This is a genomic window from Janthinobacterium lividum, assembly GCF_011601275.1.
GTDB lineage: Bacteria > Pseudomonadota > Gammaproteobacteria > Burkholderiales > Burkholderiaceae_D > Janthinobacterium > Janthinobacterium lividum_E.
This window is the reverse complement of record NZ_JAAOLY010000006.1, coordinates 54,301-73,924: the sequence shown is the minus strand read 5'-3', so window position 1 is coordinate 73,924 and position 19,624 is coordinate 54,301. Positions and strand designations below refer to the sequence as shown.

General features: G+C 62.3%; 16 protein-coding genes. 12 read left to right on the top strand and 4 right to left on the bottom strand.

The window, feature by feature from the left end; genetic code table 11:
* Positions 1 to 4 precede the first annotated feature (4 nt).
* From GYK42_RS10990 to GYK42_RS10960, 7 genes are all read left to right on the top strand, one after another.
* Entirely contained in the window at positions 5 to 1,315 is a 1,311-nt protein-coding gene (locus tag GYK42_RS10990) for a nucleotide sugar dehydrogenase (RefSeq protein ID WP_166447545.1), read from the top strand.
* Positions 1,296 to 2,558, top strand: coding sequence for a glycosyltransferase family 4 protein (locus GYK42_RS10985; protein WP_166447544.1), 1,263 nt, complete (start codon positions 1,296 to 1,298; stop codon positions 2,556 to 2,558). The genes GYK42_RS10990 and GYK42_RS10985 overlap by 20 nt, the downstream gene beginning before the upstream one ends.
* Positions 2,559 to 2,591: 33 nt before the next feature.
* Positions 2,592 to 3,746, top strand: a complete 1,155-nt coding sequence (locus GYK42_RS10980) for a sugar phosphate nucleotidyltransferase (protein WP_166447543.1) — start codon at positions 2,592 to 2,594, stop codon at positions 3,744 to 3,746.
* Between the two features lie 20 nt (positions 3,747 to 3,766).
* Positions 3,767 to 5,221 (top strand): mannose-1-phosphate guanylyltransferase/mannose-6-phosphate isomerase, encoded by a 1,455-nt coding sequence (locus GYK42_RS10975; RefSeq protein ID WP_166447542.1) that lies wholly within the window; start codon positions 3,767 to 3,769, stop codon positions 5,219 to 5,221.
* A gap of 182 nt (positions 5,222 to 5,403) precedes the next feature.
* On the top strand, positions 5,404 to 5,961 hold the full coding sequence (locus GYK42_RS10970; protein ID WP_166447541.1) for an FxDxF family PEP-CTERM protein: 558 nt from the start codon (positions 5,404 to 5,406) through the stop codon (positions 5,959 to 5,961).
* A gap of 91 nt (positions 5,962 to 6,052) precedes the next feature.
* Positions 6,053 to 6,631 carry an FxDxF family PEP-CTERM protein gene (locus GYK42_RS10965; protein WP_166447540.1) on the top strand — a complete coding sequence of 193 codons (579 nt, stop codon included), beginning with the start codon at positions 6,053 to 6,055 and terminating at the stop codon, positions 6,629 to 6,631.
* A gap of 133 nt (positions 6,632 to 6,764) precedes the next feature.
* Positions 6,765 to 7,796, top strand: a complete 1,032-nt coding sequence (locus tag GYK42_RS10960; protein ID WP_166447539.1) for a TIGR03790 family protein — start codon at positions 6,765 to 6,767, stop codon at positions 7,794 to 7,796.
* 40 nt (positions 7,797 to 7,836) lie between these two features.
* Here GYK42_RS10960 and GYK42_RS10955 read toward each other — a convergent pair whose 3' ends face one another.
* Entirely contained in the window at positions 7,837 to 8,517 is a 681-nt protein-coding gene (locus GYK42_RS10955; RefSeq protein ID WP_166447538.1) for a PEP-CTERM sorting domain-containing protein, read from the bottom strand.
* A gap of 499 nt (positions 8,518 to 9,016) precedes the next feature.
* Here GYK42_RS10955 and GYK42_RS10950 point away from each other — a divergent pair, with 499 nt between their 5' ends.
* The 4 genes from GYK42_RS10950 to GYK42_RS10935 all read left to right on the top strand — a co-directional run bounded on the left by GYK42_RS10950 (position 9,017) and on the right by GYK42_RS10935 (position 14,243).
* Positions 9,017 to 12,016 carry an ExeM/NucH family extracellular endonuclease gene (locus GYK42_RS10950; protein ID WP_166447537.1) on the top strand — a complete coding sequence of 1,000 codons (3,000 nt, stop codon included), beginning with the start codon at positions 9,017 to 9,019 and terminating at the stop codon, positions 12,014 to 12,016.
* A gap of 10 nt (positions 12,017 to 12,026) precedes the next feature.
* Entirely contained in the window at positions 12,027 to 12,665 is a 639-nt protein-coding gene (locus tag GYK42_RS10945) for an NF038129 family PEP-CTERM protein (protein ID WP_166447536.1), read from the top strand.
* Between the two features lie 187 nt (positions 12,666 to 12,852).
* Entirely contained in the window at positions 12,853 to 13,575 is a 723-nt protein-coding gene (locus GYK42_RS10940) for a winged helix-turn-helix domain-containing protein (RefSeq protein WP_166447535.1), read from the top strand.
* Positions 13,572 to 14,243, top strand: a complete 672-nt coding sequence (locus tag GYK42_RS10935; RefSeq protein WP_166447534.1) for a LuxR C-terminal-related transcriptional regulator — start codon at positions 13,572 to 13,574, stop codon at positions 14,241 to 14,243. Before GYK42_RS10940 ends, GYK42_RS10935 begins: the two co-directional genes overlap by 4 nt.
* Here GYK42_RS10935 and GYK42_RS10930 read toward each other — a convergent pair.
* From GYK42_RS10930 to GYK42_RS10920, 3 genes are all read right to left on the bottom strand, one after another.
* The gene (locus tag GYK42_RS10930) at positions 14,240 to 14,650 is read right to left on the bottom strand and encodes a protease inhibitor I9 family protein (protein ID WP_166447533.1); all 411 of its coding nucleotides are present in this window, start codon (positions 14,648 to 14,650) and stop codon (positions 14,240 to 14,242) included. The genes GYK42_RS10935 and GYK42_RS10930 overlap by 4 nt on opposite strands.
* A 75-nt stretch (positions 14,651 to 14,725) precedes the next feature.
* The gene (locus tag GYK42_RS10925; RefSeq protein ID WP_166447532.1) at positions 14,726 to 17,890 is read right to left on the bottom strand and encodes a S8 family serine peptidase; all 3,165 of its coding nucleotides are present in this window, start codon (positions 17,888 to 17,890) and stop codon (positions 14,726 to 14,728) included.
* A 42-nt stretch (positions 17,891 to 17,932) separates the two neighbouring features.
* Positions 17,933 to 18,691, bottom strand: coding sequence for an NF038120 family PEP-CTERM protein (locus GYK42_RS10920; RefSeq protein WP_166447531.1), 759 nt, complete (start codon positions 18,689 to 18,691; stop codon positions 17,933 to 17,935).
* Between the two features lie 477 nt (positions 18,692 to 19,168).
* On the opposite strand from GYK42_RS10920, the gene gspG reads away from it, so the two are divergent.
* Positions 19,169 to 19,612: a type II secretion system major pseudopilin GspG gene (gene gspG, locus GYK42_RS10915; protein WP_166447530.1), complete on the top strand. Its 444-nt coding sequence runs from the start codon at positions 19,169 to 19,171 to the stop codon at positions 19,610 to 19,612.
* The last annotated feature ends 12 nt before the right edge of the window (positions 19,613 to 19,624 follow it).

Genomic DNA, 19,624 nt, shown 5'->3' with positions numbered 1-19,624 from the left:
TATTTTGAAAATCAGTATTTTTGGCCTCGGCTACGTGGGTGCGGTCTCTGCAGGTTGCCTGGCAACGGATGGGCACGAAGTCATCGGCGTCGATCCGAACAAGACCAAGGTGGACCTGATTAACCAAGGCACCACGCCCATCATCGAGAAAGACATCGGCGAGATGATCGCCGCCACCGTGAAAAGCGGCCACTTGCGCGCCACATTCGATGTGCGCGACGCCGTCTTCGGTTCGGACATGTCGCTAATCTGCGTGGGCACGCCCTCGCAGCTCAATGGCAACCTGGACCTGAGCCACGTGCGCAAGGTGTGCCAGGAAATCGGCGCGGCCATCCGTGAAAAGGACAGTTTCCACGTCGTCGTGGCGCGCTCGACCATGCTGCCCGGCTCTATGCGTTCGCTCGTCATTCCGACCCTGGAAGCGGCGTCGGGCAAGGTGGCCGGCGTCGATTTCGGCGTGTGCAACAACCCGGAATTCCTGCGCGAAGGCACGGCCGTCTACGATTATTACAATCCGCCAAAGACGGTGATCGGCGAATCGGACGAAAAGGCGGGCGCGCTGCTGGTGCAGTTGTATGAAAAGATGGATGCGCCGCTGGTGCGCACGGACGTCGAAACGGCCGAGATGGTCAAGTACACGGACAATACCTGGCACGCCGTCAAGGTGGCGTTCGCCAACGAGATCGGCAACATCTGCAAGGCCGTCGGCATCGATGGCCACAAGGTGATGGAAATCTTCTGCCAGGACACCAAGCTGAACCTGTCGCCGTACTACATGAAGCCGGGCTTCGCCTTTGGCGGCTCGTGCCTGCCGAAAGACGTGCGCGCGCTGACCTACAAGGCGCGCAGCCTGGACCTCGATTTGCCTCTGCTCAACTCCATCCTGCCATCGAATCAGCGGCAAGTGGAAAAGGGCATCAAGATGATCGTCGACAAGGGCGCGCGCAAGGTGGGCATCCTGGGCTTTTCGTTCAAGGCCGGCACGGACGACTTGCGCGAGTCGCCGCTGGTCGATGTCATCGAATACCTGCTGGGCAAGGGTTACGAGCTCAAGCTCTACGACAAGAACGTCAACCTGGCCGCCCTGACGGGCGCCAACCAGGATTACATCCTCAATCACATCCCGCACATTTCCAAGTTGATGGTGACGAATATGCAGGACGTGCTCGATTTTGCCGACACCATCGTCATCGGCAATGGCGCGGCCGAATTCAAGACCGTGCCAAACAGCCTGCAGCCGCACCAGCACATCGTCGACCTGGTGCGCATCAGCAAGGAACAAAGTGGAGAGCAATATGACGGCATCTGCTGGTAAGACCGTGGCAGGGCAGCCGCGGCGCGTGCTGATCCTGGTGGAAAACCTGCCGTCGCCGTTCGACCGGCGCGTGTGGCAGGAAGCGACCACCCTGCATGCGAATGGCTACGAAGTGTCGATCATCTGCCCCACGGGCAAGGGCTACGAGTCGCGCTATGAAGCCATCGACGGCATTCATATCTACCGCTATCACCTGCCGCTGGAGGCGGAAGGGGCGAAGGGTTACCTCGTGGAATATTCGCTGGCGCTGTTCCACACTTTCCGCCTGGCGTGGAAAGTGCATTTCGCGCGCGGCTTCGACGTGATTCACGCCTGCAATCCGCCCGACCTGCTGTTCCTCATCGGCGGCTTCTTCAAGTTGACGATGGGCAAGCGTTTCCTGTTTGACCATCACGACATCAATCCGGAGCTGTACGAAGCCAAGTTCGGTCGGCGCGATTTCTTTTACAAGCTGATGGTGCTGTTCGAGCGCTGGTCGTTCCAGAGCGCCGACGTGTCGATCGCCACCAACGAGTCGTACAAGAAGATCGCCATCGAGCGGGGCGGCATGAAGCCCGAGGATGTCTACGTGGTGCGCAGCGGACCCAAGCTGGACCGCTTGCGCATGCTGCCGCCCGTGCCGGAACTCAAGAAGGGCCGCGCCTACCTGGTCGGCTATGTGGGCGTGATGGGCGCGCAGGAAGGCATTGATCTGCTGTTGCAGGCCGCGCAATACATCGTGCAGACCCTGAAGCGCGAGGATGTGCAGTTCGGTCTGGTGGGCGGCGGTACCTCGCTGGAACAGATGAAGCAGATGGCGCAGGACATGGGCATCGCCGACTACGTGACCTTCACGGGGCGCGTGCCGGACCAGCAATTGCTGGAAATGCTCAACACGTCGGACGTGTGCGTGAACCCGGACGTGGCCAACGACATGAACGACAAGTCGACCATGAACAAGATCATGGAATACATGGCGCTGGGCAAGCCGATCGTGCAATTCGACCTGGTCGAGGGCAAGGTTTCCGCGCAGCAGGCGTCGCTGTATGCCTTGAAGAACGACCCCATCGACATGGCGCGCAAGATCGTCGAATTGCTCGACGACCCGGCCCGCCGCGAGCAGATGGGCGCGTTTGGCCGCCATCGCGTGATCAACGAGCTGGAGTGGGAGTATGAAGCGCCGAAGCTGCTGGCCGCGTATGCGCGCCTGTTTCCCTCCACCGTGCCCGCCACGTCCGTGACTTTGAGCAAGGACGGCCGCTGACGTGCGCCCAACCCTGATGGAGCATGTTCGACGATGAAAGCAATGATACTGGCAGCAGGCAAGGGCACGCGTGTGCGGCCCCTGACCTATGATTTGCCCAAGCCGATGATCCCCATCCTGGGCAAGCCAGTGATGGCTTACCTGGTGGAACACCTGGCGCAGCATGGCGTGACCGATATCATGGTCAACGTCAGCTACCTGCATGAAAAGATCGAGGAATATTTTGGCGAGGGCCACCAGTTCGGCGTACAGATCGGATATTCCTTCGAAGGCTATACGAATGATGCGGGCGAGGTCGTGCCGCAACCACTGGGTTCGGCCGGCGGCATGAAGAAGATCCAGGAGTTTGGCGGCTTTTTTGATGACACCACGATCGTGCTGTGCGGCGATGCCCTGATCGATCTGGACCTGGAAGCGGCGCTGCGCGAACACCGCAGCAAGGGCGCGCTGGCGTCCGTCATCACCCTGGAAGTGCCTTGGGACAAGGTATCGAGCTATGGCGTGGTGGTCAGCGACGACGATGGGCGCATCCGTGCCTTCCAGGAAAAACCGGCGCAGGCCGATGCGTTGTCCAATTGCGTCAGCACCGGCATCTATATTTTCGAGCCGGAAGTGCTGGACCTGATTCCCAACGACTGTTCTTTCGATATCGGTTCGGAACTGTTTCCTCTGCTGGTCGAGAAGGGCTTGCCCTTCTATGCGCAGAAGCGTCAGTACAACTGGATCGACATCGGCAGTGTCAAGGATTACTGGGAAGTGCTGCAAAGCGTGCTGATGGGAGAGGTTGCCCAGTTGCAGGTACCGGGCACCCAGATTGCCGATGGCGTATGGGCCGGCCTGAATACCAGCATCGACTGGAGCGACGGCACGCGTATTGAAGGCCCTGTCTACATCGGCTCAGGCTGTCGTATCGAAGCGGGTGCGACCATCATCGGCCCCACCTGGATCGGCCACGGCAGCCATGTGTGTAGCGGCGCGGAAGTGGTGCGCAGCGTGCTGTTCGAATACACGCGCGTGCTGCCGGACGTGGTGCTCGATGAAATGATCGTGTTCAAGGATTACAGTGTCGACCGTGCCGGCGAGATGCGCCATGTCTCCGATTACGCGACCGATGCCTGGGGCAATGCGCGCGACCGTCGCAGCCAGCGCCGCGCGGAAATGCCGCCGGCCCGGTACGCTACCCTATAAACTGTTTGCGAAGTGAAACCATGAAAATTTACCCAGTCATCCTGTCCGGCGGTTCGGGCACTCGCCTGTGGCCGCTGTCGCGCGCCGTGCTGCCCAAGCAACTGTTGCCGCTGGTAACGGACAAGACCATGCTGCAGGAAACGGCGCTACGCGTGCAGAGCCTGCCGAACCGCCGTGTCGGCGATAGCGGACTCGCCAATTTCGAGGTCATGCCGCCGCTGGTGGTGTGCGGCAATGAGCATCGCTTCATGGTGGCCGAGCAACTGCGCGAGATCGGCTTGCCGCCGCTGGGTATTTTGCTGGAACCTGTCGGGCGCAACACGGCGCCGGCCGTGGCCGTGGCCGCGCAATACCTGCTGGCCATCGACCCGCAGGCGCTGATGCTGGTCTTGCCTGCCGACCATGTCATTACCGACCTTGCCGCGTTTCACCAGTCCATCGCTGAGGCGGCGCTGCTGGCGGCCGATGGCGCGCTGGCCACCTTTGGCATCGTGCCGACGGCGCCGGAGACGGGCTATGGCTACATCCGCAGCGGTGCGCCCGTGATCCCAGGCGCAGTGGGTTGCAAGGTCGAACGTTTCGTGGAAAAGCCGGACCTGGCCACGGCGCAGTCGTTCCTGGCTGCCGGCAATTATTTATGGAACAGCGGCATGTTCATGTTCCGCGCCGAACGCTATCTGGGCGAGCTGGGGCAATTCCAGCCAGCCATGCTGGCCGCCTGCGAGACGGCCGTGCGCGACGGCTACCGCGACCTCGATTTTTGTCGCCTGGAAGAGAAGGCGTTCGCCGCCTGCCCGTCCGATTCGATCGACTATGCCGTCATGGAGCATACGGCGCATGCGGTAGTGCTGCCGGCCGCCATCGGCTGGAGCGATGTCGGTTCCTGGTCGGCCCTGTGGGAAGTGCAGCAGGGTGACGCCAACGGCAACGTGGTGCGCGGCGACGTGTATCTCGACGGCGTGAGCAATTGCCTGGTGCGCGCCGAGCGCCGCATGGTGGCCGTACTGGGCGTGCAAGACTTGATCGTCGTGGAAACGGATGACGCCATCCTGGTAGCGCACAAGGACCAGGTGCAGCGCGTCAAGCAGGTGGTCGATCACTTGAAGCAGGCGGGACGCAGCGAGCACGTGCAGCACCGCAAGGTGTACCGCCCATGGGGAAGCTACGAAGGTATCGACATCGGCGAGCGCTTCCAGGTCAAGCGCATCACGGTCAATCCTGGCGGCAAGCTGTCCCTGCAGATGCACCATCACCGCGCCGAACACTGGGTGGTGGTCAGCGGCACGGCGCAAGTGACGTGCGGCGAGAAGGTGACCTTGCTGACGGAAAACGAATCGACCTACATCCCCATCGGCATGACGCACCGGCTGGAAAACCCGGGCAAACTGGCCTTGCACCTGATCGAAGTGCAGTCGGGCAGCTATCTGGGCGAAGACGATATCGTGCGGCTGGAGGATGTGTACCGGCGCGCGTGATGTGCGGTTTTTACGATATGCGCACCGTGAAACTATTGTCTTTAAGAATGATGCTATAAAGTAACTTTTCATTGAACAATAGTTAACACAAAAAATTGCTTTATGCTATGATTCTGCCTGGTTTGATCAGATAACTCATGCGGACGCGCTGACGCGTCCGCATTCACGCTCAGTGGAATCGCATGAAGAAAAATACGTATTCGGTGCTGGCCGCGCTGGCCTTTGCCAGCTCAGCTTTATTCGCGCAGGCAGCCTTTGCCGCGCCCGTCGACATCAGCTCCACGCCTGGCGCCGTCAATCTGGCAGCGGGCGGTTCGCTGACGTTCGGCGACAAGTTCAAAAACAATCAAAAGAGCAATTTTTTCAATGACCTGTTCACGTTCAATGTGGCACAGGCCAGCGACCTGAGCGTGGTACTGAACTCGCGCAGCAGCAGTGCGACGAATGGCCTGAACCTGACGGGTTTCGGCTTGTACAGCAGCGTCGGCAATACTTTGCTGCTGGGTGGTAATCAGTTATTGAGCGGCATTGATGACAAGTGGAGCTTGTCGTATGCCAACCTGTCTGCCGGTTCCTATTACCTGAAAGTCAGCGGCAACGTGGTCTCGAACACGGGCGCGGCTTTCAGTGCGAATGGCAGTCTGGTATCGGCCGTGCCTGAGCCAGGTACGTATGCGATGTTGCTGGCGGGCTTGGGTCTGCTGGGCTTCATGGCACGCCGTCGCCAGAATGGGGTTTGAGTATCGCCTGGCTTCTGGCTGATTGGTATCCTCGTTTGCGTTTCCATCCCGCAACTGGCATGAGCCAGTTGCAGTCATCTTGGTGAAAAGTATGAAAAAATTCCTGAAATCCCTGTTCGTGGCCGCCATGTTTGCCGGCAGCAGCCTGGCAGCCCATGCGGCGCCGGTTGACATCAGCCACGCGACGGTGGATCTGACGCAAGATTTGCTCGATTATTCCAGCAGCGAGTTGCTGGGCTCGTTTTCGCTGGTCCCAGGCCAGTTGGCCGGCGCGGGCAATAACTTTTTCAGCGACAAATTCACGTTCAGTGTGACCGGCTTTAACGACCTGAGCGCACTGGCGACGTCGCTCAAGCCGAGCGCCAACTCCGGCCTGACCCTGACCGGCTTCAGCCTGGGCAATGCCAGCGGCATTCTGTTTCATGGCGCGCTTGACCTGATCAACTTCACGGCGCAAGACCAGGCATGGTCGCTGCAGTCCGGCTCCACGCCTTTGGCTACTGGTAATTACTTCCTGCAAATTGACGGTTATGTTGCCTCGCCAACTGGCGGCAGCTATAGCGGCATTCTGGCCGTCACGCCTGTACCGGAACCGGAAACCTACGGCATGCTGCTGGCCGGCCTGGGGCTGGTAGGCTTCGCGGCGCGCCGCCGCAAGCTGCAAGCCTGAAGATAAAAAATCTGGGCATGAAACGGAGGCTGCGGCCTCCGTTTTTTTTTGACCCTTGCCGACGTGGGGCTATAATCGTCACGCACAGTGGGCTGCTGCGGCATGCCTGCTTCGATCTTCCTCAACGGCGATATTGACCTTGCATAACTCTCTCTTCCTTTCGCTGGCGCTGACCGCTGGCATCGCCCATGCCGATGCGCCATCCATGCCGCCAGGATTGAATGCGCTGCAATTGGCTGTCGTGATCAATGATGCCGAGCCGAACAGCATCACGGTGGGTGAATATTACCGCCAGGCGCATGGCATCCCTCCTGCGAACGTTGTGCACGTGAATATTCCGAATCGCCCGCGCAAGCTCAGCATGGATCAGTTCGCGCAGTTGAAGGAGCGCATCGACGCGCAATTGAAGCCCCATATCCAGGCCGTGCTGATGGTGTGGAGCGCGCCGTACGCGGTCGAATGCAATTCCATCACTTCCGCCTATACCCTGGGCTACGATGCGGGGCAATGCGCAAAGACGTGTGACGCCGGCAAGCCCAGTAGCTACTTCAACAGCAATGTGCCGCAACCATTTACGCAGATGGGCATGCGCCTGTCCATGCTGCTGCCCATCGATTTTGTGGAAGAGGCCAAGGCCGTGGTGGATCGCGGGACAGTCAGTGGTTTTTCCGTGCCCGCCGCCAGTGCGTATTATCTGACCACCAGCGAAAATGCGCGCAATAGCCGTGCCGCTTTTTTCCCGCCTGCCGGAATCGTGCGCCAGCGCAAGCTGACGGTCAAGAACCTGAAGGCCGATGTACTCGATGGCGCGCAGGACATCATGGTGTACCAGACCGGCATGGCCAAGGTGGCCAAGCTCGACACCTTGCGCTTTCTGCCTGGCGCCCTGGCGGACCACCTGACGTCATTCGGCGGCGACTTGCAGGGCACGGCGCAGATGAGCAGCCAGCGCTGGCTGGAGGCAGGGGCCACGGCCAGCTACGGCACCGTCAGCGAGCCCTGTAATCACTGGCAAAAATTTCCCAATTCGACAGTGCTGCTACGCCGCTACCTGTCTGGCATGACGGCGCTTGAAGCGTATTGGGGAAGTGTGGCGTGGCCAGCGCAAGGTTTGTTCATTGGCGATCCGCTGGCGGCGCCGTACGCCGCGTTCCGGCGCCGATAGGCTATCAAACAAATAAAAAGGCTCTTGCGAGCCTTTTTTATTATGTCTTGCGGCGTACCGCAAAGGACAGTACTGCCAACCCAGCCATCAGCATGGCCCAAGTTCCCGGTTCTGGAACAGCTGGGGTAACAGGGGGAATGAGGCTGTTGCCATTACTGCCGCTGTCGATACCTCCACCCGCGCCGCCACCGCCTACGCCGCCACCGCCGGCAGGTGCGCCAGTCTCGAAGCCTGACGATGTGACGAGCGCAGCGTACTCGTCGCTTGCGCCACGTATGCCACGCGTTGCGCCGCGGTACCCACCAGTATTGTCGATGGTAGGGCTTTCTTGTACCGACACAAAATCCCGCGTACCAAAACGATATTCACCACTAGCACGGCCTGTACGCAAGCTGCCTTGGGTGCCATTGTCGCCCTGTTGTGCCAGCAGATTTGCTAAGCGATGATCTCTTTCGCCCGCTTGGGGATGGCGCAATACCTGATCGGACTCTCCCAATCCAAACTCAGGCGTCTGGTTCGTGCCATCATTGGTGCGTGCGCCAAAGCCGATGAAGCCATTAGCGAGACTGCAGGCACTGTAGGTACCGTCAAGGTCAGCATCGCTGGCCTTGCCATTTGCGCCAGATGTACTTGTCTGGCATTTGTTGTCATTCGCATTCGCTGCCTGTTGCGTATTTTGTGCCTGGGCAACGCCGCTGCACAGTACTGCGGCAATAAACATGGCGCTCGCTGGGAGTCGGGTGACTCTTGATAACATGGCTGATCTCTTCGTATATATCCGGGCTTGGTGGATGCTCGCAAGCCTTCGGAACAGGATTTCTGCCGAAACCCGGCGATACCGCCTCTTTGGGCATCGTCAGATTGGCAACTCAAGGTGCGGGCGTGGATGGAGCCTGCTCCTGCATTGATTTGCATTACTTTGAAGTATTAATGTTCTTGCAAATATTAAAACTTATTTGCATGAAATATATCATATTTTCGGACATCGTGCCTTCCTTTAGGTTAAGAAGGAAATTTTTGTTGCCAAGAAGCCACTGCAGCACATTGTCGGCGTAGCGGTGCAGGGAACTCTTTTACTCCATTCGGCTTAATCAAATGTCATCAAGTCGTCATCCCCGGCCTTTAATATGCAAATAACAAGTCTGAAATACTTTTGTTAATTGTGGCGCGCCGGCCGATCATGTGGGGCCGGCGTCATTTATTTACCGACCGGGATCCTCATGCACACCTCGTTTTCCCCCTTGCGCACGCCGCTGCGCCTCACCGTCATGGCCACCGTGCTGGCCAGCCTGTCCTTGCCAACCTTGGCCCTGGCTGCTTCCGATATCGTCATCAGCCAGGTGTATGGCGGTGGCGGCAATACGGGTGCGCTGTACCGCAACGATTTCATCGAACTGTTCAACCGCGGCGCCAGCCCCGTGAACCTGGGCAACTGGAGCGTGCAATACGCGTCCGCCGCTGGCACGAGCTGGTCCGTTACGGCCTTGCCGGCGATCGATTTGCAACCGGGCCAGTATCTGCTGGTCCAGCAAGCCAAGGGCGCGGGCGGCACGCAGGACTTGCCCACGCCGGACGCCACGGGCAGCCTGGCCATGTCCGGCACGGCGGGCAAGGTGTTGCTCAGCAATAGCAAGACGGCGCAGACGGGCGCCAGCCCCACGGGCGCGGCCGTCGTTGACCTGGTCGGTTTCGGCACGGCCAACGGTTTCGAGGGCAATGTGGCGCCGGCGCCATCGAATACCTTGTCGATTGCGCGCGCGAATGGCGGTTGCGGCGACACGGACGACAATAGCGCGGACTTTGTCGCCGGCAGCGTGGCGCCGCGCAATACGGCTTCGCCCTTGAATGTGTGCGGCGGTCCTGTCGTGCACCAGATCGTCACCACTTGCCCTGCCAGCCTGGCCTTGGCCGTGGGCAATGGCGGCAGCGCCGTGCTGCGCGCGTCCGACGTCGATGGCGTCGTGAATGCCGCCACCCTGAGCTCGCCGGCCGTGGCCGGTATCAGCCTGGCCAATTTCAGCGCGGCAGGCGTGGCGGGCGAGAGTGCCAGCGTGAACCTGCTGGTGGCCGGCGGCGTGCCGGTGGGCAATTATCCTGTCATCGTCAATTTCAGCAATGACCAGCAGCAAAGCGCCAGCTGCAAGATCGATGTCGCCGTGCAAGGCCTGGCCGCCGTCAGCCACACGATCCCGCAAATCCAGGGCAGCGGCGCAAGCAGCCCCTACGCCAATTCCGTGCAGACGACGGAAGGCGTGGTGACCCTGAAAGTGGGCACGGGCTTCTTTATCCAGGATGCGGCCGGCGATGCCGATCCATCGACGTCGGACGGCATCTTCGTGTACACGGGCGCGACGGTTACCACCGTGCAGCCGGGCGAACTGGTGCGCGTGACGGGCACGGTCATTGAATACACGCCGTCGGGCGCGAAAAATTCCTACACGGAATTCAAGGACGTGACGGCCATCCTCACGCAAAGCGCGGGCCACAGCATCGTGCCGGCGAACGTGACCTTGCCGAATGAGAACCTGGCCGCCGTGGAAGGCATGCTCGTGCGTTTCACGCAGCCGTTGACCGTGTCGCAAAACGCCTATCTGGGCGCGCGCGGCGAGCTGAGCTTGTCTGCGGGACGGCGCGAAGTGCCGACCAATCGCTATCCGGCCGGCTCCGCCGAGGCGCAAGCCTTGATCGCCGCCAATGCGAACAACCTGATCGTGCTCGATGATGGCATTTTCGTGGCGCCGACGACGATACCGTATATCGGCCAGGACAACACCGTGCGCAGCGGCGACACGGTGGCCGACCTGACGGGCGTGGTGGACTTTGGCGCCATCGGCGGTGGCGGTGCCGCGTACAAATTGCAGCCGACGCAAACGCCGCAATTCTCGCGCGACAATCCGCGCACGGGCAGTCCGGAACTGCCATCGGGCAACGTCAAGGTGGCCAGCGCCAACGTGCTGAATTTCTTCACGACCTTTACCAATGGGAATAACGTGTTTGGCCAGACGGGGCAGGGCTGCACCGTAGGCACCTCGACGACGAAGAGCAATTGCCGCGGCGCCGACAACCTGGCCGAGTTCGTGCGCCAGCGCGACAAGATCGTCGCCGAACTCAAGACCATCGATGCGGACGTGGTGGGCTTGATGGAAATCCAGAACAATGGCGAAACGGCCGTCACGTACCTGGTCGAGCAACTGAACGCGGCCATCGGCGGCGTCACGTACGCCGTGGTGCCGAAGCCGGCCGCCACGGGCACGGACGCCATCCGTGTGGCCATGATCTACAAGCCTGCCAAGCTGGGCCTCGTGGGCGGCGCCTTGTCGGACGCCAACGCCATCAACAACCGTCCACCGATGGCGCAAACCTTCCGTGCCGGCAATGGCGAGAAATTCTCGCTGGTCGTCAACCACCTGAAGTCCAAGGGCAGCTGCCCCTCGAGCGGGTTGGACGCGGACCAGAACGATAGCCAGAGCTGCTGGAACGCCACCCGCGTGCAGCAAGCCCAGCGCTTGATCGGCAGCTTCGTGCCGCAGGTGGCGGCCGCTGCCGGCGACGCGGACGTGCTGGTCATCGGCGACCTCAATTCGTATGGCGCGGAAGACCCGATCCAGGTCATCACGGGCGCCGGCTTCGTCAATGAGCTCGAGCGTTTCGTGCGGCCGTCCGGCATGCCGTATTCGTACGTGTTCGGCGGCCAGAGCGGTTACCTCGACCATGCGCTGGCCAGCGCTTCGCTGAGCCCGCAAGTGGCCGGCGTGGCCGAATGGCATGTGAATGCGGACGAGCCGGAAGTGATCGACTACAACATCGACTCGGCCAAGCCGCAAGACTTGTACAACGCCTTGCCGTACCGCGCCTCGGACCACGATCCCGTCGTCATCAGCCTGGACTTGCAGCCCGCCTACCGCGACATCACGGCCGGCGTGGCGCAAGCCAGTTCGGGCCTCGCGTTCAACCGCGCGACGCAAAAATACACGGGCACGTTCTCGTTTACCAACACAGGCACGAGCGCCTTGAACGGCCCGTTCCAGGTGGTGTTCGGCGGCTTGCCTGCCGGCGTCAGCCTGGCCAATGCCACGGGCAGCCATGCGGGCGCCGCCTACGTCACCGTGAACGCGGCCAGCCTGGCGCCGGGCGCGACGGCTTCGTTCGCCGTCAGTTTCACCAATCCGTCGAAAGTGACGATCAATTACTCGGCCAGCATCTTCGCCGGCAACTTCTAAGGACACCATCATGTTGACAACGACATTCAACCTCACCTTGCGCCGCGCCGTGCTGGCCGCCCTCCTGGCCGCTAGCTCCAGCCTGGCGCTGGCGGATCCGCTCGGCTACCACGTGGAAATCGACACGAGCGCTTTTTCCGGCGCCGGTTTCCTCGACTTCGCCTTTATCGCCGGCAATAGCCCGGCACCGGGCGCCAGCGCCGTACTCAGCAATTTCTCGGGCGCGTTCGGCGCGCTGGCCTCGCAGGAAGGCAACGTCAGCGGCAGCTTGCCTGGCACCTTAACCTTCGGCAATAGCGGCGCCTACAACGACTGGTTTCACAACGTGACCCTGGGCGGCAAATTCGGTTTCAATATCGTCTTTGGCGGCGACTTCCTGAACACGGCCGGCAATGCGGGCACGACGTTTGGCGTGGGCTTGCTCGACTACACCGGCATGGCTTACCTGGGCAATGCGAATGGCAATCTGGTGCAGTTCGAACTGACCCCGCTTAACGGCGGCTTGCCGGCCAGCATCGCCGGCAGCACGTATGCAGGCATCGCGTCGATCTCGGCCGTGCCGGAAGCGTCGGAATGGATGATGCTGACAGGCGGCCTGGCGCTGATTGGTTTCGCCCTGCGCCGACGCCAGCCTGTCGCACGCGCATAATCTTCCCAGATTAAACACAGCGCGCCTGCGGGCCGCTGTGTTTTTTTTCATCTATTTATTCGTAATAGCTATAAATCAGGAAACTAAATTGTATTAGTCACCGTTTTACGCTTGATGCATAGTAAAAAACTTGTCGGGCAGTCTAGTATTTTCATGACTGCTGCCAACTTTTTCGGGAGATGCATCGATGCCTGGCCATATCCTGGTGCTGGACCCTGCGCCTGCCATACAGGCGCTGCTGGCGCATAACCTCGCGGGCGCCGGCTACCGGGTCAGTTGCGCCCTGGATGCGCGCGGCGCGCTGGCACTGCTGGCCGCCGACCCGCCCGACGTGCTGCTGCTGGAATGGGAACTGCCGGATGCGTCCGGCATCGCGCTGCTGCGCCAGGTGCGCCAGGACGGCGTGCTGTGCGACTTGCCCATCATCATGATCAGCGCGCGCGACAGCGAACAAGACAAGGTGCTGGCGCTGGAAAGCGGCGCCGACGATTATCTGTGCAAGCCTTTCGGTCCCCGTGAGATGCTGGCCCGCGTGCACGCGCTGCTGCGCCGGTGCGCGCCTTCGGCCTTGCGCACAGGCGCAGGCACGGCCGGGGCTGCCGCCTTGCGGCTCGACCCGCACACCCTGCGCGTGACGGCGGGTAGCGTACCCATCCACCTTGGCCGCGTGGAATTCAAGCTGCTGCATTTTTTGATGGACCATCCGGGCAGGGTGCACAGCCGCGCGCAACTGCTGGACCAGGTGTGGGGCCATGCCGCCTATCTCGACGAACGCACGGTCGACGCCCACGTGGGCCGCTTGCGCCACGCCTTGCAGCCGGGCGGCTGCGGCCACCGCATCGAAACCGTGCGCGGCAGCGGCTACCGTTACCTGGCGATTGACGCGGCCGATGCGGCCGTGTGCGCATGATGTTGCTGACGGGACGGGAACAGGAATACTTGCTGCACGCCATCCTCGGCGCGCATGGCATCGCGGCGCCCGGCGATTTCTTCCTGTGGAGCCAGGGGCCGCTGCAAACGCTGTTGCCGCACGACATATTGATGTGCGCGCAACTGGACGCCGACGGGGCCGTGCTGCGCAGCGAAGCCTGGCACAGCGCCGCGCCCGATCACGCGCAACTGCGCCAGCGGCAAGGCCAGCTGGCGCACCTTGCGCTGTCCTGGCGCGCGGGCGACCGGCGGGCGGGCGTCATCGACGGCGTGCTGGTGCATGGCAGCGTGGGCGACGCCGGCGGCAGCTTTTTTGCCCTCTTCGCCGTAACGCCGGCGGACGCGGCGCGTCAGGCGTATGCGCTGGAATTGCTGCTGCCCTACCTGCACGTGCACTGGCTGACGCTGCCAAGCAGCCAGCGTGCGCCCGTGACCGGCCCGGCTGCCACGCGCGCGGCCAGTGCGCGCGAGCTGGAAGTGCTGCATTGGGTGCGCGAGGGGAAAAGCAATGACGAGGTGGGACAAATCCTCGGCATCAGCGGCTGGACTGTGAAAAGCCACTTGCAGCGCATCTATAAATTATTGGGCGTCAGTAACCGCACGCAAGCCGTGTCGCGCGGCATTGCGCTGCGCCTGCTCAGCCATTAGCGCTGGTCAAGCGGCCCGGCCTGCATCTTTTCATTACCATCTTGCGTGTGTTCGATGCTGCCGGGCGATACCCGCGCCACGTCCGGGCTCGCTTGCAGGCGGGCCACTTCGGCCGGTGTCAGCATGGCGGCAAAGCCGTTGAAGGCCGCCGTGTAGCGGTACTGCACGGGAGCGTCTGGCACCAGCGCCAGCACGGCGCGCTGCTGCGCTTCCAGCCGGGCCGTGTAGCGCCGTGCCGCATCGCTGTTGGTATCGAGCCCATGCACGCCGTCCGCTTGCGAGGCCAGCGGCGGGGCGCGCAATTGCACCAGATACGACAGCCGCGCGGCGGCCTGCGCCGCGACAGGCAGGGCATGGATGCCGGCCATGCCGGCCAGGATGGCAATACCGAGGCGTAGTGTGGACATGTGTCGATTGTACGCGCGTCGCGCATAAAAAACGCGCCCCGCAGGGCGCGTTGTGTTACCGCTGGAGCGATAGCGTTACAGCTTGGCGTCCGCCCTCACGTTGCGCTGGCTGGGGACGGCCAGTGGCAACGGGCTGTTGGTCTCCACCGACAGCACGGTGGTGGACGCTGCCGCGTTGTTACCATCAAGGAAGACTACGCCGCCCAGGTAGCGCTTGCCCGTTTCCAGCCCCGACCAGCTGACGCCGGCCGTGGCGCTGCCGCCCACGTACACCTTGGTTGGCAGGGTGGCTTTCAGGTTGCCGCCCTTGTCGGCTGTCGTGACGACGGCCGACGACAGGCCGAAGCCGGTCGAGACGCCATTTGCCAGTTCGTAGCCGATCACGCACACCTTGTAGTTGCCTGCCACCGGGGTAGTGATGGTGATGGCTTCGTTCGAGCCGGCCGTGGCCGAGGTGGCGACGGTCGCGCCGGCGCTGTTGAGCAGCAGCATGTCGAGGTCATTGCCGGCGCCTTCCGTGGTGTCGCGGTCGAAGATTTCGAAGCGCGCCACAACGGTGCTGGCGGGAATGCTGACATTGACTGCGCGCACGCCGCTGCCGCCCGCCTTGCACGCGTCGGCCATCTGCGCCAGCGTTTCCACGCTGCCCGGCGCTGCCTGGCTGATGGTTTGTGCGCTGCGCGCCACTTCCTTCAGGCCGCCCGTCGCCGCGCCGACCTTGCCGGCAAAGCCGGTGGACAGGGTCAGCGAACGCAGGCCGCTGACCTTGTCGGCCTGCAGCAATGCCGGCGACTGCACCGCGCGGCCCGAGCGGGCCGTGACGGGGCTGCGCACCGTGTGCACGCCGTCGCTCCACACGAGGGCGCCATACTGCCAGGCATTGTCCGGCGCCGTCGTGCGCGCCAGGGTCACGCTGAAGGACTTGGTTTCGCCGGGTGCCAGCGCCAAGGTGGCAGGCGTTACCGTCACGCTGTAGCCGCTGAGCGAGGCGCTGGCCGTGTAGGTGGCGCTGCTGCTGCCCACGTTGGTGACGCGGCGCGTCACCGTTTGCGTGCCCAGCACGTTGCCGATGGTGATGGACGGCATGTTCAGGTTGTAACCGGCCAGGGTGCCGCCCGCGCATTCGGCCGTCATGCCGACGCCGCACATGTATTTCTTGTAGTCGGCCAGGCTGGCGTCATACACGAGGCCGGGATCGGTTGCCTTGTTCGGCGTCACGTGGCCGGCGCCTTGGCCCCATGGCAGGATGCCGCGTGCGTCGCCCGCCTGGATGTCGGGCAAGGTGGCGCTGCCGGTCGTCATCAGGGCCGACTTGATGGCGGCTGGGCTCCAGTCCGGATGCTGCTGGCGCAGCAGGGCGGCCAGGCCGGCCACGTGCGGGCTGGCCATCGAAGTGCCTTGCAGGAAGATGTAGGCTTGCGCCGGCACCAGGCTGCCATCCTGCACGGCATCGCGCTGGGCGCGCGACAGGGCAGGCGTGCCGCCCGCCAGGATGTCCACGCCAGGCGCGGTGACGTCCGGCTTGAGCAGGTTGGCGTCATACAGGTTCGGGCCGCGCGACGAGAAGTCGGCCACCACGGGGGCGGCGGGACCGTTACCGTTGGTGACGAAGCGCGAGATGGCGGCCGTGGCCGTGCCCGTTTGTGCCTGGGCATTGATCAGCGCGCCATCGGCGGCGCTCACGTGCACGGCCGGCAGCACGTGCGGGTCGGACACGAGGCCCACGCCCGTGTCGACCAGCACCATGCCGGCGCCGCCCGCTTCGAGCACGGCGATGCCCTTGTCGGTGCGCGCCGTGGTGCCGCGCAGGCAGCTGACGACCTTGCCGGCGACCTTGGCCGGGTCCAGCAGGGCCACGCCGCCGTTGTCGCCGGCGCGGTAGCACAGGGCCAGTTTTTGCGCATCGGCGCCGGGCAGGCCCGCGTCTTGCGCGCGGATCAGGGTGGTGGCCGGCAGCGGGTTGTAGTTGAGCGAGGCGCCCGTGTAGCTGGCGCCGTTGCTCAAGGTCACCTTGGCCTGGTTGGCGCGGTTGTGCGTCGAGGCGGCCACGGTGGTGATCCATGGGCTGACGTGCGCCACGGTATTGGCCGGGCCCGCATTGCCGGCCGACGCGGCAACGAAGACGCCGGCATTCGATGCGTGCAAAAAGGCTTGCTCGACGGGGTCGTTGACGGTGCCGCCGCCGCTGATCGAGTAGTTGATCACGTGCACGCCATCCTGCACGGCTTTTTCAATCGCCGCCACGCTGTCGCCGCCGTAGCAACCGTTCTTCGCACCGGTCGGCTGGGTAGCCAGGTTGTACGACCAGCACACCTTGTAGACGGACAGGCGGGCGCGCGGCGCCACGCCGGAAATGGCGCCCAGTGGCGAGCCGTTCACGGTCACCGGCACGCCCGCATTGCCGCCCGCGGTGGACGAGGTGTGCGTGCCGTGGCCGCCTTCGCCATTCGGGTCGCCGATGGAATCGCGCGGCGAGGTGAATTCGCTCCAGTGCTGGATCTTGTCCGTCTCGGTCAGGCGCACGGCGTTGAAGTATTGCGCGCCGAGCAGCTTGTTGTTGCAGTGGTCTTGCGTAAAGCCTTCACCCGTCTGGCAGCTGCCTTTCCAGGCGGCCGGCGCGGCGCCGTAGGCCAGGGTGGCGTTCGGGTCGAAGGTCGGGGCGCCGTTGGCGTCGACCCTGTCCGCATACGACAGGTTTTCCGGCCACACGCCGCCATCGACGATGCCGATGATGATGTTTTCGCCCGCATGCTGCTTGCCGCCCAGCTGGCTCCACAGGCCGCCCGGCTGGTCCAGGCCCAGGAAGGTCGGCGTGTAGTTCGTTTGCAGGGCGCGCGGTTCGTCGGGAGCGATGCTGGCCACTTCGCCGCTTGCCTGCAGCTGGCGCACTTCGGCGTCCGTCAGCAGGGCGGAAAAACCGTTGAGGACGATCTTGTACTGGTATTGCACGGGCGCGGCGGCGACAAGGGCTTGTACCCGCGCCTGTTTCTGTTCAAGGTAGTCGCCGTACAGCTGCACTTGCGTGCTGGCCAGGTCGAGGCGGCTGCCGGCTGCAGGCTGGGTGGCATCCAGGCCATCCACCGAGCCGGTGTAGGAAGCGATCGGTTTGTCGGTCAGCTGCACGATGTAGGGGCGGCGCAGGTCGTCGGCGTGGGCCTGGAAGCTGAGGCTGGCAAACAGGCTCAGCACGGCGAGCGAAATGGGGCGCAAAACGGGACGCAAGGTGGGGCGGAATGTCATGTAGGGTTTCCTGGTGACGGTAGCGGGAATCGAAAGGGAAGATCAGGCTTGCTGGCGGCGGCGCGCCGCGAAACCGATGCCTGCCAGGCCCAGCAGCATCATCGCGTAGGTCGATGGCTCCGGTACCGAGGCGACGATATTGTCGAGCGCAAACTGGCCCTTGTTGGTCGTGAAGGCGTTGCAACTGCCGGCCGTGTTGCAAGTGAAGCCGAAGAAGGCCAGCGAGGCGAATTGCTGGCTGCCGAAGCTGGCGCTGGTGTTGTAATGCTGGAACTGGAAGTTGCCGCCGATGGGGCCGCCCAGCTGATAGGTTTCATAGATGGACGAACCGTTGGCATAGAAGCCTTGCACGCGCAGCAGTCCCGCTACGGCCGGATAGGTGACGCCCTGGGCGTAGCCTATGAAGCTGGCGTCGAAACCCTGCAGGCTGACGCTGCCGCCCGTATTCAGCGGATCGAGGTAGACGATGCCGTCGTTGAGGGATGCATAGTAATTGCTCGTATTGTTGGTCGGGCACGCCATGCCGCATGCGGCCGGGTCCGTGCCGTCGAACACGGCGCCGACCAGGTCGCCATAACTGGCGCCGGCGGTATTCGAAGCGCCCGTCAGCAGGAATTTGCCGAATTCCAGGGAATCGCCGTGGCCGACGAATTGGCTATCGATTTTATCAAAGTTGATCACGTCCGCGATGGCGGCGGGGGCCCAGGCGGCGGACAGGGCCAGGATGGCGGCGCCGGTCCACTGCTTGGCCGAGAAAGGACTTGCTGCGGCAGTTGCCTTCGAATGCACAATACGAGTCATGAATTTTCCCTTGCTGATTATGTAGGATGCAATATGTTTTGCGTCTGGGATGCTGTCTTGGATGCTCTCTCCTGCGCGGCCGGATAAGACCAATGCGTAGAAAATTGATTTTTACTATAGCAAAAGAGGCAATTCCATTGTTTGATATTCTTGCAAATTTAATTTGAAAGTTACAAATAATGAATGAATAAAATTCATCACTCACTATGATTTGGTAACCAGGAGTAGCTAGTTTCCGCATTGAAAATAGTTGAGTAATTGACCAGCCAGTCAAGCGCGCGCGGCGTCGTCGCGGTTTCGCGCACACTGGATGGTTTCCGCAGGAATTTGTTGTTCACAGTACAAAGAAAAGATTGTATTAACCATAAGCGGCATGGTAGGCTGATAAGCATCAGGCAAGCGCGTGTCGCCCGTGCGTGGCCACCCGCCGCGCATGGCGACACAATGTATTGAAGGTCGGCAATAAGGAGTTAGCGGATGCATGCAGCACACAGACAGAACCTTGCGGCAACGCGCCATGCGCGCGGCTTTACCTTGCTCGAATTGTTGGTCGTCATCGTGATCATTGGCTTGCTGGCGGCGTATGTCGGCCCCAAATATTTCGCCCAGCTGGGCAAATCGGAAGTGACGGTGGCCAAGGCGCAGATCGAGGCGTTTGAAAAATCGCTCGACACCTACCGCCTCGATGTGGGGCGCTATCCCACCACGGAAGAGGGTTTGGCCGCGCTGCTGGTGGCGCCGCCCGCCGCCGGCACGCGCTGGAATGGTCCTTACCTGAAAAAGGCTGTGCCGCTCGACCCGTGGGGCCATGCCTATCAATACCGTGCGCCAGGCAGCAAGGGCGAGTACGATATCGTCTCGATGGGCAAGGATGGCCAGGCGGGCGGCAGCGGCGAGAACGCCGACATCAGCTCGCAATAGCGCCAGCGCCAA